Origin of the sequence: Vreelandella aquamarina (assembly GCF_020075495.1) — a bacterium.
GTDB lineage: Bacteria > Pseudomonadota > Gammaproteobacteria > Pseudomonadales > Halomonadaceae > Vreelandella > Vreelandella aquamarina_A.
This window is the reverse complement of record NZ_JABYQT010000004.1, coordinates 373,287-385,480: the sequence shown is the minus strand read 5'-3', so window position 1 is coordinate 385,480 and position 12,194 is coordinate 373,287. Positions and strand designations below refer to the sequence as shown.

At 59.8% G+C, this 12,194-nt stretch carries 11 protein-coding genes and 1 riboswitch; of the genes, 5 read left to right on the top strand and 6 right to left on the bottom strand.

Annotation, left to right across the window (positions count from 1 at the left end; genetic code table 11):
• Positions 1-43 precede the first annotated feature (43 nt).
• Positions 44-946: an agmatinase gene (speB, locus tag HW452_RS09305; protein ID WP_224105867.1), complete on the top strand. Its 903-nt coding sequence runs from the start codon at positions 44-46 to the stop codon at positions 944-946.
• A gap of 38 nt (positions 947-984) precedes the next feature.
• Here the strand turns inward: speB and HW452_RS09300 are convergent, their stop codons facing one another.
• Together HW452_RS09300 and HW452_RS09295 are read right to left on the bottom strand one after the other, a co-directional pair.
• Entirely contained in the window at positions 985-1,788 is an 804-nt protein-coding gene (locus HW452_RS09300) for a cytochrome c oxidase assembly protein (protein WP_224105825.1), read from the bottom strand.
• Complete coding sequence (locus tag HW452_RS09295; RefSeq protein WP_224105824.1) at positions 1,789-2,253, bottom strand: DUF2243 domain-containing protein; 465 nt, start codon at positions 2,251-2,253, stop codon at positions 1,789-1,791.
• Between the two features lie 210 nt (positions 2,254-2,463).
• Positions 2,464-2,655: riboswitch (cobalamin riboswitch) on the top strand.
• A gap of 73 nt (positions 2,656-2,728) precedes the next feature.
• On the opposite strand from HW452_RS09295, the gene HW452_RS09290 reads away from it, so the two are divergent.
• Together HW452_RS09290 and HW452_RS09285 are read left to right on the top strand one after the other, a co-directional pair.
• Positions 2,729-3,742: an ABC transporter substrate-binding protein gene (locus HW452_RS09290; RefSeq protein WP_224105823.1), complete on the top strand. Its 1,014-nt coding sequence runs from the start codon at positions 2,729-2,731 to the stop codon at positions 3,740-3,742.
• Positions 3,743-3,813: 71 nt separating this feature from the next.
• Positions 3,814-4,245 (top strand): pseudoazurin, encoded by a 432-nt coding sequence (locus HW452_RS09285; RefSeq protein WP_224105822.1) that lies wholly within the window; start codon positions 3,814-3,816, stop codon positions 4,243-4,245.
• Between the two features lie 24 nt (positions 4,246-4,269).
• Here HW452_RS09285 and HW452_RS09280 read toward each other — a convergent pair whose 3' ends face one another.
• Positions 4,270-5,079, bottom strand: a complete 810-nt coding sequence (locus HW452_RS09280) for an alpha/beta hydrolase (protein ID WP_317986336.1) — start codon at positions 5,077-5,079, stop codon at positions 4,270-4,272.
• Between the two features lie 19 nt (positions 5,080-5,098).
• Positions 5,099-6,838, bottom strand: coding sequence for a GGDEF and EAL domain-containing protein (locus HW452_RS09275; RefSeq protein WP_224105821.1), 1,740 nt, complete (start codon positions 6,836-6,838; stop codon positions 5,099-5,101).
• Between the two features lie 413 nt (positions 6,839-7,251).
• Here HW452_RS09275 and HW452_RS09270 point away from each other — a divergent pair, with 413 nt between their 5' ends.
• The gene (locus HW452_RS09270; protein WP_224105820.1) at positions 7,252-8,406 is read left to right on the top strand and encodes a M20 metallopeptidase family protein; all 1,155 of its coding nucleotides are present in this window, start codon (positions 7,252-7,254) and stop codon (positions 8,404-8,406) included.
• A 44-nt stretch (positions 8,407-8,450) separates the two neighbouring features.
• Positions 8,451-9,959, top strand: coding sequence for an AbgT family transporter (locus HW452_RS09265; protein ID WP_224105819.1), 1,509 nt, complete (start codon positions 8,451-8,453; stop codon positions 9,957-9,959).
• Here HW452_RS09265 and HW452_RS09260 read toward each other — a convergent pair whose 3' ends face one another.
• Both HW452_RS09260 and HW452_RS09255 read right to left on the bottom strand, forming a co-directional pair.
• Complete coding sequence (locus tag HW452_RS09260) at positions 9,960-10,856, bottom strand: LysR family transcriptional regulator (protein ID WP_224105818.1); 897 nt, start codon at positions 10,854-10,856, stop codon at positions 9,960-9,962.
• 120 nt (positions 10,857-10,976) lie between these two features.
• Positions 10,977-12,086 carry a patatin-like phospholipase family protein gene (locus tag HW452_RS09255; protein WP_224105817.1) on the bottom strand — a complete coding sequence of 370 codons (1,110 nt, stop codon included), beginning with the start codon at positions 12,084-12,086 and terminating at the stop codon, positions 10,977-10,979.
• Positions 12,087-12,194 lie beyond the last annotated feature (108 nt).

The window sequence follows — 12,194 nt, the reverse complement described above, 5'->3', positions numbered from 1 at the left end:
ATTGCGCTCAAGGAGACGTCCGCCGGTGACCCAGTCCCCCATCATGCCTAGCCTGTTCGGCGATGTGATTACAAGCTTTCTGAACGTGGCCCGCGCCACGGACCCTGAAGCGGTCGACGCAGACGTCGTGATCAGCGGCGTGCCTTTCGACCTGGCCTGCTCTGGCCGCACCGGCACTCGCATGGGGCCGAACGCCATTCGCCAGGCCACCGCCAACCTGATCTGGGAAGGCAAGCGCTGGCCTTGGGATTTCGCCTTGGAAGAGCGGCTCAAGGTGGTCGATGCTGGCAACCTGGACTACGCCTACGGCGAACCGCAAAGCCTGGTGGACAACCTGGAAAGCCACGCGGGCCGCTGGCTGAGTGCGGGCAAGAAGATGCTGACCTTGGGCGGCGACCACTACATCAGCCTGCCGCTTCTGCGCGCCCACGCCCGCGAGCATGGGCCGCTTGCGCTGATCCATTTCGACGCCCATACCGACACCTACGAGCAGGGCACGCGCTTCGATCACGGTACCATCTTTCATCATGCGCTGAAGGAGGGCCTGGTAGTGCCGGAGCACTCGCTGCAGATCGGCATTCGGACGAGCTATGATCGCCACAATCACCCGTACGAGGTACTCGACGCCGACTGGGTGAACGATCACGGCCCGAAAGCCGTGCTCGAGCGCATCCGCGCCCGGGTCGGCCACCACCCGGCCTACGTGAGCCTGGATATCGACGGATTGGACCCGGCCTTCGCCCCCGGCACCGGTACGCCGGTGTGCGGCGGCATGTCGACCGATCTATTGCTGAAGGTGATCCGGGGGCTGGTGGGGATGGAGCTGGTGGGGATGGATGTGGTGGAGGTGAACCCGGCTTATGATCACGCGGATATTACGTCATTAGCGGCAGCGACGCTGGGGCTTGAGTTCTTGTATGTGCTGGCGGCGGGGAAGCATATTTAATGGCAACGCAAGTGCCTAGGTGTTGATTCGAACGCGGCTTATGCCGCGTTCGGTTTTTTAGACCAAAGCCCCTCGCGACGTTTCACCGGCCTGCGCAACCACAACGTCAGCAGCACCACCGCCAGCAGCACTTCCGCCAGGTCGCCGCCGTAGTACATCAATTGGGCGGCGGCTTGCACTTCCTCAAGCGAATGCCCCGTATTGCGGGGCCAGCCGTAACCGTACATCAGCTTGCCAAGCAGGCTGTGGGTGGCGATGGCGGTGAACAGTACGCCTAAACGAAAGTGCAGGGAAAGCCGGTGGGGCGAGGCGTCGGGCTCGGCGAGGATTGCCCAGCAGAAGAGGTACCCCGCGAGCAGAAAGTGCAGGTGGATGGCGTAGTGCAGCAGCGGGTTTTCGAGCGAGGCGGCGTAGAGCGGCGTGAGATAGAGCACGTACATGCCGCCCACGTTGAGCACGAGAGCCGTGACCGGGTGCGAGACGGTACGCACGAAGCGGCTTTGCAAAAGCGCCGCCACCGCCCGGCCACCCGCCTGGGGCAGCGTCCTGAGCAGCAGCGTCATCGGCGCGGCCAGCACCCAGAAAAGCGGCGCGAACATGCCGATCAGAAGATGCAGCGTCATGTGGCCGACCAGACTCCCATGCGCCCAGGCCATCAACGACGGCCAGAAGGCGATCGCCAGCAGCGCGCTGCCCGTAAGAAAAAAGCCGCAGCGCCAGAGGCTCCAGCTCGCCCCGCTCGTGCGTTGAAGCCAAACCGCCGCCAGGTACTGGGAGGTGACGAGCACCACCAGCAAGAAGGGCAGCCAGTCGAGCGGGGTAGCGTGATGGGCGACGTGCATTCAGCGCGCGGCGTGAGCGCGGGCGCGGCGCCAGAACCAGACGCCGATCAGCAGAAAAACGATCGCAAACGCGTTCCAGACCAGGTCGTACATCAGCGGGTCGACCCCATAGCGAATCTGGTGAAGGCGCAACACCTTGTGGTTGATCAGCCCATCGAAGAGCTGAAAGCCGCCCATGCCCAGAAAAAAGCCCGCCTTGGCCCAGGGGATTACCAGGCGCTTGCGCTGGGAAAGATCCAGCAACATGAATACCCCCACGACAACGGCAAGTAGCTCGGCCGCGTGCAGCAGGCCATCTGAAAGGACCCCGAACGCGGGTGTGCCGAAATCGAAAAAGTGGTGCCACTGTAAAAGCTGGTGAAAGACGATTTCATCGATCGCGGCCATGACACCAATCCCTACCAGCACGGCCGCCCATAGCGAGCGTTTGGGATCTGTTCGTAAAGAAGTGGGGGCATTCATCATGGCATCCATGCTCTTGAAGCGTGTTCTTCAGGTTAGGCACACACGCTGACGGGCGCAATCAAGGCAGCACTCAGGTTTGGTCGATCCCTTGCCGTTACGCGCTAACAGCCGCTCATTAAGGAGAATATTAATGAATGTTGGCTAGAATAGGTGCCATTAACTGCACACGGCCTATTTGCATCCGGTCAGGCGACTTTGTATGTCCGTCCCCCTAGAATGACCCGCGTCGGTGTTCTTTCGAGAACCTAACAGAGAATCCGCCGCGCCTGGCCGCGAAACGGAACTGCCCCCGCAACTGTAGGCGGCGAGCGATGCTCAATGATGCCACTGGACGTCTTGTCCGGGAAGGTGAGCTAGCCACGACCCGTCAGTCAGGAGACCTGCCGACATTTTAACCTTCATCGAGCGGGTCGGCTCGGTTGGCTATTTGACTAGCTACACGCCAGCGGCCTGCTCATCATGCACGGGAGTGTACATGATGTTGAAACGGACCACGGCGGCTGCCGCCAGCCTGATGCTGGCAAGCTCGGCCTACGCCGCCACCGACTACCCCCTGACCCTTGAAAGCTGCGGCCACGAAATTACGCTGGAAAAGCCTCCGGAGCGGGTGGTGAGCATCGGGCAGGCGCCTACCGAGATCCTTTACATGCTGGGTCTTGCCGATAAGGTCGTCGGCACGGCGCTGTGGATCAGCCCGGTGCTGGAGGAGTTCGAGGCAATGGATGCAGGTGTGGAGCGCCTTGCCAACGATGCTCCCAGCTACGAAAGCGTGGTGGCCAAGAGGCCTGATCTGGTCATCTCGGCCTATGAGTGGATGATTGGCCCGGCCGGCGTGGTCGGCACGCCCGAGATGTTCGAGGATATGGGTATTGCCAGCTGGACCATGCCCACGGACTGCGTCGGCAAGAGCAACCAGCAAAGCATGGATGGCGCACGCACCGCACTTTTCGATACCGGCTTGATCCATGAGAGCATCGCAACCCTGGCCGAGCTGTTTGATGTGACCGAGCGCGGCGACCAGGTGGTGGGTGAGCTACAAGCACGCGAAGCCGCGGCGATGGCGAAAGCCGAGTCGCTGGCGCTACCTGATGATATTACCGGCGTGTTCTGGTACTCCTCTGCCGACCTGGGCATCGACCCCTACGTGGCGGGGGTGAACAGCGTGCCGGACTGGATGATGCACCGTCTGGGCATCCGCAACGTCGTGACCTCACACGAGGAGTGGCCTACCGTCGGGTGGGAAACCATTGCCAGAAGCAACCCCACCTTCATTGCCGCCGCGCGCATGGACCGGCGCCGCTTCCCAGCCGATGATATTGCCGCCAAACGTGAATTTCTGGTCTCCGACCCGGTTACCCGCGAAACCGACGCCGTGCAGCAGAATCGCATCATCGAGATCGATGCCCACGCGCTGGACCCTTCGGTGCGCGCCATCCTTGCTCTCGAAACGCTCGCCGACCAGCTGGCCGAGTTCGACCTGGCCCCCTGACACACGCCAACCGCTAGGCAGCGGCTCGCCCGGCGGGCCGCTCACAGGCACATGGAGAGAGATATAACCACATGAAGATGCTGCAACGACTTGCCGTTCTGGTCAGCCTTTTACCGCTGGGGGCATTGGCCGATACCCATACCGTCGAGATGCTCAACCGTAATGTCACCGGCGCAATGCCCTTCGCCCCCGATTACTTGATCGTTCAGCCCGGCGACACGGTGAAGTTCGTGGCGACCTCCCCCGGGCATAACGCCGCCACGATTGACGGCATGATACCTGAGGGTGGCGAGGCATTCGTTGGCAATATCAACGAAGAGATCGAAGTGACCCTGAATGCCGAGGGCCTTTGGGGCATCAAGTGCTCACCGCACTACACCATGGGCATGGTGATGCTGATTCAGGTAGGCAATACGGCAGCAACCGAAGCCGACCTGCCCGAATCGTTGCCGCCTGCAGCCCGGCTGCGCTTTGAAGAGATACTCACGCGCCACGACGGCTAGCGGGTGTTGACCAGGGTTGGCAACTCAATACCGCAACCAGGCATCGATCTCCTGGGCAATCAGCTCGGGTTGCGTCATGTGAAGGCAGTGCCCTTCACTGGCCAGCACGCGCAGCGTGCTGCCGGGCATATTCGCGTGCATGTAACGGCCAACCCTGGGATGAGCCAGGGTATCGCGCTCGCTTTGCAGTATGACCGCGGGGTGCGCTGCCTTGGGCAGCACGTGGCGGTAATCCGCGAAGAAGGTCGCCTTGGCGAAGATCTTGGCTACCACCGGGTCGGTAGAGCAGAAACTGTCGGAAAGCTCGCCAATGAGCAGCTCGGCACTCTCCGGCCCCATCACCAGCGGCGCCAGATAGTCGGCCCAGCCGATATAGTTGCGGTCCATCAGATCCAGAAGCTCTTCCAGGTCCGCACGCTCGAACCCGCCATAATAATCCGGCGGCAGGTCCAGAAAGCAGGGCGAAGGGCAAATCATCAAGTGGCTTGCAAACCGCTCTGGATGCTCGATGGAGGCCAGCAGGCCAATCGTGCTGCTTACCGAGTGACCGACAAAATGTACCTGGTTCAAATCCAGCGCCTGGCAGATCTCGTTGACATCCCTGGCATAGCCTTCCAGCGTCCGGTAGCGCGGTTCGCTAAACGCCGATATCTGCGATTTTCCAGAGCCGACGTAATCGAACAGCACCAGCGTGTAGTGCTCTTTAAGGTGAGGAATCAAGTGCTGCCATACCTGCTGGTCACAGCCAAAGCCATGAGCCAGCATCAGCGTTTTTTTACCTGAGCCCACTACCGTCACGTTGTTTCGGGCCACGATCTCTTCTTTCAACAGCACGCCATCTTACTCCCTGATGTCAATGTTCTAGGTCTATGTATTTTTCTTTAAACTCTTTTTTCTGCCATGCCGCTGCCCATGCATGAAAGGCATCGGCCGGCATGGGCCGTGCAATGTAGTACCCCTGGCCAAACTCGCAGCCAAGTTCAAGCAACCGCTGGCTGTGCTGGCGTGTTTCGACACCTTCTGCCACGACATCACAACCAAATGCCCCGGCAAACCCGATCACGCCTTTCAAGATGGCCAGATCATTGCGACTGGTCAGCATGTTCTTGACGAAGCTGCGGTCAATCTTGAGCGTATCTACCGAAAGATCCCGCAAGTGACTGAGCGACGAATACCCCGTCCCGAAATCATCCAGCGAGATACGGATGCCCATTCGTCGGCAGGCATCGAGCACCGCGTAGACATGACCGATATCCTCGATGGTACTGGTTTCAAGCACTTCCAGCTCAAAGCGCTGCGGGGGAAGCGCCGGAAAACCGGCAAGCGTGACACTTAACTCGTGCAGGAAGTCAGGATGCTGCAGATGATAGCCATCGATATTGACACTGACGCGCAGGTCGATCCCCTGATCAAGCCAGGTTTGCAGCTGGCTCAGCGCCTGGGTAATGACCCATCGCCCCAGTGCAATGCCCGTAGCGGTATCGTGGAGCGCGGGCAGAAAGCTGCCTGGCGCTTTCAGGCCCTCTTCAGGATGATGCCAGCGTATCAGCGCTTCAGCGCCCAGGATCTCGCCGGTGCGCATGTTCACCTTGGGCTGGTAGTAAAGTTCGAACTGCCGGGATGCCAGGGCAGCTTGAAGGGTAGTCAGCTCCGAGTAACGCTCTTTCTGGCTTGCCTCGTTATCGATATTGAACAGGCAGACCTGGTTCTTGCCGGCAAGCTTTGCCTGGTACATGGCCTGATCCGCCTGGCGGAGAAGCTGTCCTGGCGCGACGTCACGGGGTTGGGGATAGCACGTGACGCCAATACTGGCTGACAGTGACAGCGATGCGGCGTCAATGACAATAGGTTCAGACAGCTTATCCGCCAGCCGGGTAAGCGACTCTTGCGCTGCGCCTGGGCGGAATGGTCCGTTGAGCAGGATGACAAATTCATCGGCGCCAAAACGGGCAATCAGATCATCACGTCCCAGGCTGCCCGCCAGGCGCTTGGCAATCACTTTCAAGACCCTGTCGCCCCTGTGATGGCCATGCTGATCATTGATCTTCTTGAAATCGTCCAGATCCACGAACGCCAGTGAAAACGCCATGCCGTTATGCGGGCGCTGGAGCATTTTCTGGTCAAGATAGTGGGTAAGGGCAGCGCGGTTGGGCAAACCGGTCAAGGGGTCGGTATCTGACAAGGTGCGCAGCAGTGATACCTTCTGCTCCAGCAACTGCTTCGCTTCGGTCAACTCTTCGAATAATTGATCCGACCGATTGGCACTGCTGATACTCCAGAAAATACGCCCACTGGCCCTATCACTATACGCACTGACGACAATGGGCAGGGGGCCGCTGAAGGAGGTCGCAAGCGACAGGCGAATTTCATCACAACGCCCCTCCCGAGCCAGGATAGGCATCAGGTAGGTCTCGAACATGATCTGAGATGCCTTGCTTAGCAGCATGAACAGATCAGCGCCCAAAAGCGCTTGCGCGCCATGGCCGGAATACGTCTCGATTAAGCGGTTGCTGTACACGATGCGCCGCTTGTCATCGGTAACCATGCACCCTACAGGAAAATCATCCGGTGAAAACTGGCGACATGTGGTCATGACTTACCTTGGGAAGTATCCAACTGGCTCATTCTCGGACGCTTATCATTTGTTATATGGTTACCTATAATCGCTAACTTTTCTATTTTAATAACGTAACCAATTGCTACGAACAAGCATAAAGCTGGAAACTCTAGATAGCAGAGTCAACTTATAGTGAATTGTTTTTACAGCATACTTACTCTTGGAAAAATACAGGTAACTGAGCTCGTATATCGAATGCTCCTCTCATTGTTTACCTGATAACGCCCATTCCCCTTCATCGTGATCGTTACGTATCGCCTTACCATAAAGCGCTACGGGCTGACTGTTGCCTGAAAAGCAACGAATCCAGCCCTGGCACTTCTCCTTCGCGCTGGCCAAGTCGCTTAGGGTGGACTCGCCCCATCACGACAGTAATAAAAGGAGAGGTAATGTTCACCGACAAGCAACGACAAGAGGCCATTGCCCTGCGGCATGCGCTTCATCAGCATCCCGAACTCATGTACCAGGAAACCCAGACCGCCAAACGGGTAGCCGAGCGCCTGCGCGCCTTGGGCTACCGGGTAACCGAAGGAATCGCGAAAACGGGCGTTCTGGCGGAACTGGATACCGGCCGGGAGGGCCCGGTGATCGCGTTTCGTGCCGACATGGACGCCCTGCCCATTCATGAGGCCAACACCTTTGGCCATCGTTCACAGCGCGAGGGCTTGATGCACGCCTGCGGGCATGATGGCCATACCGCCGCACTGATGCTTGCCGCCGAGGCCATCATGGAAAGCCGCGACGAGCTGTGCGGGCACCTCAAGCTCATCTTTCAGCCGGCGGAGGAAGGCGGCAACGGTGCAGATGCCATGGTAAAGGCAGGGGTGCTCGAAAACCCCAGAGTGGAAGCGATATTCGGCTATCACAACCGTCCGGGGTTTCCCGAAGGACAGCTGTTCGTGAAACCCGGCCCGGCCATGGGCGGCAACGACACCTTCAGGGTAACCATCCAGGGCGTCTCGGGCCATGCGGCCATGCCGCACCTGGCCGTTGACCCGATCTACGTGGGCGCCTCTCTGGTGCAGCAGTTGCAGGGGCTGGTGGCCCGCCATAAGTCCCCGCTGGAATCCGGGGTCATTACCGTGGCCGCCTTTCACGCCGGCGATGCCGCCAACGTGATTCCGGGCAGCGCCGAGCTGCTGGTCAATATCAGAAGCGACCGCCCCTCCTCCCGCGAGGCGCTGGCCGGCAAGCTCGAGCAGGTCACGCAAGGTGTATGCGATGCCCATGGCGCCCGCTTCACGCTTGAGCACGTTCACCAGATTCCCCCGCTGGCCAACGACTCCGAGTGGTCCAAGCGGGTACTGGCCCTCGCTTCCGAGTACGCGGTGAGCGACGACATCCAGCAGCTGGATTACATGCCCACCATGGGCGCCGAGGATTTTGCCTTCTACCTGCAGGAAGTGCCGGGCTGCTTCTTCTTCGTGGGCAACGGCGATAGCGCCTACCTGCACAACGAACACTACGACTTCAACGACCGCATACTGCCGGTGGCCGGCGGCATGTTCGTAGCGCTCGCTCGCGGCCTGCTCGCACACGGCTGATAACCGATCGGTCTTCCAAAAGCTCCAAAAACAAAGGCGACTCCATGATGCAATCCGTACTCTCGTCGATCGAACGCGTGGGTAACAAGCTCCCCCACCCCTTCATCCTGTTTACCATTCTGGCCGTGGTGGTCGTGGTGGTTTCCGCCCTGCTCGCCGCGTTTGGTGTCTCGGCGGTCAATCCCCAGACCGGCGATACCGTCTACGTGCAAAGCCTGCTCTCGGGTGACGGCATCGAGTTCATGCTGACCAGCGTGGTCAGCAACTTCGTCAACTTCCCACCGCTCGGGCTTATCCTGGTGGTGATGTTCGGTATCGGTCTGGCGGACAAGGTGGGCCTGATGTCTACGCTGATGCAGGTGAGCGTGGCCAAGGCACCGCCGTCGCTTCTGACCTTCTGCGTGTTCATGGCAGGTATCTGCGGCAGTATCGCTTCCGACGCCAACTACCTGATCCTCATTCCGCTGGCTGCCATGGTCTACTACTCGGTGGGCCGTCATCCGGTTGCCGGTGCGGCGGCCGCCTACGCGGCGGCGGGAGCAGGGTTCGATGCCAGCCTGTTCATCACCGTGGGGGATGCGCTGTTTGCGGGAATCACCACCGACGCGGCGCGCCTGGTGGACCCGGACGCCTACGTCTCCCCAGTCGATAACTACTACTTCGTGGCCTGCTCGGTATTCGTGCTGGCCATCGTGGGCACGCTGATCGTGGACAAGGTGGTCGAGCCTCGGCTACAGCGTACGCTTCCCATGGGCAAGGATTTCAAGACCGATATCGTCAAGCCCGAGCTGGCCGACGATGAAAAGCGTGGTCTCAAGCGAGTAGGTATCGCCACGCTGATCTATCTGGCGCTGGTGGCCATCGCCGTGTTGCCGGAAGCCTCGCCCTTGCGTAACGACGAGGGCGGGTTGATTCCTTCCCCCTTTCTGAGTTCGCTGGTACCGCTGCTGTTTGGCTATTTCGTCACCATCGGGCTGGTTTACGGCATTGCCACCGGCAAGATCAACAGCAGTCGGGATGTGCCGCAACGCATGGCGGAATCGGCAAGCGATCTGGCGCCGACGCTGGTGCTGTTCTTTGCCATCGCCCAGTTCATTGCTTATTTCCGCTGGTCCGAGCTTGGCCAGTACATCGCCATCGAGGGTTCGAGCATCCTGCAGAGCACCGGCTTTACTGGCCTGCCGCTGGTGGGGGCGTTTATCGCCATGAGCGCGATACTCAACGTGTTCATGACCAGTGGCTCGGCCCAGTGGGCGCTGATGGCCCCGGTCTTCGTGCCGATGCTGATGATGATCGACTTCGACCCTGCTTTTGTCCTGGCCATGTTCCGCATTGGCGACTCCAGCACCAACATCATTTCGCCCATGAGCCCGTATTTCTCGGTCGCGCTGGTCTACATGCAGCGTTACAAGCCGGATATGGGGCTGGGCACATTGATTGCCACCATGCTGCCGCTGGCGGCCAGCTTCCTGCTCGCCTGGTCGGCCTTCCTGATGTTCTGGCTGGCCATGGGGTGGCCCATCGGCCCTGGTGTTTACATGATGGCGAACTGATTACTGCATCGTCAGCATCAGCCTCCACAGATAGTCGGCAGCGGGCGAAAGCCTTCTGCCGGCTCTTCTTACCAGGTTGCCCTGGCTGCTGGCCGCCAACGGGTGCGCCACGGGAATCGCCTTGAGCAGACCTGCCTCCACCTCATTGCGCGCCGCCGCGGCGGTCATGAACGACACCCCAATACCAGCACTTGCCATGCGCCGTGAAACGGAGTGCAGATTGCAGCGGTAGGCGGGTGTGGCGGGCTGCCCGGCGGCGCTGAACAGCGCGTTCACGAACTGTTGCGACCCCGATACATCGGGCAGAAAAATCAGCTTGTGTTGCAAAAGCTCCGTCACCGTCACGCTTGCCTGCCGGGCCAGCGGGTGAAACGGCGCCACCAAGGCGCATAACGGGCCGCGCTCGAAGGAGTGGACCACCAGCCGCGGGTCCGAAATCGGGCCGTAGGTAATCGCGATATCCACCTCGTCGTTGGCGACCATTTCATGTGGCTCTCGTGGGTAGTAGATACCTGTCTTGATCTCGACCAGCACGTCTGGGTAGTGCTCGGAGACGCGCTTCATCACGTGATGGATAAAGCTGTCCACGAATCCATCACCCACCGATACCACGACCTTTCCCGCCTGCAGGTTGCGCAGCCTGGAAAGCGTATCGCCCAGTTCAGAATTGAGCCGCCGCTGGGCAAGAAAACTATCCACCACCAGCTGGCCCGCCTCGGTCAGCACCACGTGGCGTCCCTGGCGCTCCAGCAGCGCCATGCCCAGCTCCCGTTCAAGACTACGCACTTGCCGGCTGACCACCGACGGGTTGACATGCAGGTGCTCCGCCGCCGCGCGAATACCGCCACAGCTGCTGACTTCGAGCAGGTAGAAGGCGCGTTTATCGAGTATGTTCATGAAAAGCTCACGATGGGCGAGGGTAGTCAAAAAACGTGCTAATCGATCATTCGCTCATCATCGTATCGCTATCACGACTCTGCTGCCATGCAAGGACTGAAACCGCACCGCAAGACGGGGCTATACCTGTGCGCAAGGCTCATGTCCATTGAACCCATGTATGATCAACTCCCCAGGCGCGGCACGTTGGGTACCCAACGCTCCCAGAGCGTGTTCCATATCCAGGCGTCCTGCGTTCCACCGTTCGGTTAGCGAGGGGCCCGAAAAATCGAAGGCTCTCATCTCGGTGTCGTGGGGCACGCCCATGTGGCTGAGCATCAGTAGCGTGGTGGCCCTGTCGGCATGCGCCCCTTCTGCCAAGGCTGACGCTACGGCGGGGTCTTTGCATGCCTCTTGGGGAATCTGGCTGGCCAGAAGCCGCAACTGGCGACGCAACTCATGGCGCTGGCGCAGGTTACTCAACGCCCGCCAGCTCTGGGTTGAAAGAAGCAGCTCCAGCTGTCGGTCAATTGCCTGCCCTACCGTAGTGAAGTCGGGTCCACCACGACGAAACAAATCCAGCGCAATACACAGCCGATCTTCCGTGCCCATCTCCTCCAGAGCGGCTTCCAGGGGAAGGTTCGAGGCCATGCCCCCATCAACCACCAGCTGGCCATCGATCTGTGTTGGCGGGAAAAAGGGGATAAACCCGCAACTTGCCAATAAATGGTCAGTATTGATAGAGGATGTAGCGGTATCGAAACGTATCTCCTCTCCGCTATTGGCGTCCACGGCGACGATGACCAGCCTGATTTCACCGTTATTCAGCCGCGTCCAATCCACCAACTGCTCCAGGCTTTCACGCAAGGGGGCGAGGTCGTAGAGGCCGGTATCGGTAGGCGAGGCCGACAGCATGGTCAAAACATCGGGAAACCGCGCGTGATAAACCGCAGGGCTACCAAGCAGCAGACTCTTCAGGGCACGGCTGCGCTTGCTCTCCCAGGCATTCATCCAGACAGGGCCAAATGCCCACGCCCCGTTTTGTACGGCGGTATGCCAAAAGCGGCTCAGAGCCTCCATGCGTTTTGCGGGCGGGTTGCCGGCAATCAGCGCCGCATTGATTGCGCCAATGGAAGCAGCGAAGATCTGCTCAGGATGGAAGCCCTGTTCGTGCAGCGTTTCATACGCCCCGCCCTGGTAGGCACCCAGCGCGTTACCGCCAGACAGAATGAGTATGCGTTGCTCAGCCATTGGATCTCCTGATCGGTTCAGCAACCTCCACTACAGGCACAGGCACCCGCCGCTCAACCGGCTTGCTGCCCCCTGCGCTCAAGCACTTCATCAAGATAGCGCAATATT

Coding starts and splice junctions, on each gene's coding strand:
- HW452_RS09300 (WP_224105825.1), bottom strand. CDS start 1,788: ATGCACGTCGCCCATCACGCTACCCCGCTCGACTGGCTGCCCTTCTTG.
- HW452_RS09265 (WP_224105819.1), top strand. CDS start 8,451: ATGATGCAATCCGTACTCTCGTCGATCGAACGCGTGGGTAACAAGCTC.
- HW452_RS09255 (WP_224105817.1), bottom strand. CDS start 12,086: ATGGCTGAGCAACGCATACTCATTCTGTCTGGCGGTAACGCGCTGGGT.
- speB (WP_224105867.1), top strand. CDS start 44: ATGCCTAGCCTGTTCGGCGATGTGATTACAAGCTTTCTGAACGTGGCC.
- HW452_RS09290 (WP_224105823.1), top strand. CDS start 2,729: ATGATGTTGAAACGGACCACGGCGGCTGCCGCCAGCCTGATGCTGGCA.
- HW452_RS09270 (WP_224105820.1), top strand. CDS start 7,252: ATGTTCACCGACAAGCAACGACAAGAGGCCATTGCCCTGCGGCATGCG.
- HW452_RS09295 (WP_224105824.1), bottom strand. CDS start 2,253: ATGATGAATGCCCCCACTTCTTTACGAACAGATCCCAAACGCTCGCTA.
- HW452_RS09275 (WP_224105821.1), bottom strand. CDS start 6,838: ATGACCACATGTCGCCAGTTTTCACCGGATGATTTTCCTGTAGGGTGC.
- HW452_RS09260 (WP_224105818.1), bottom strand. CDS start 10,856: ATGAACATACTCGATAAACGCGCCTTCTACCTGCTCGAAGTCAGCAGC.
- HW452_RS09285 (WP_224105822.1), top strand. CDS start 3,814: ATGAAGATGCTGCAACGACTTGCCGTTCTGGTCAGCCTTTTACCGCTG.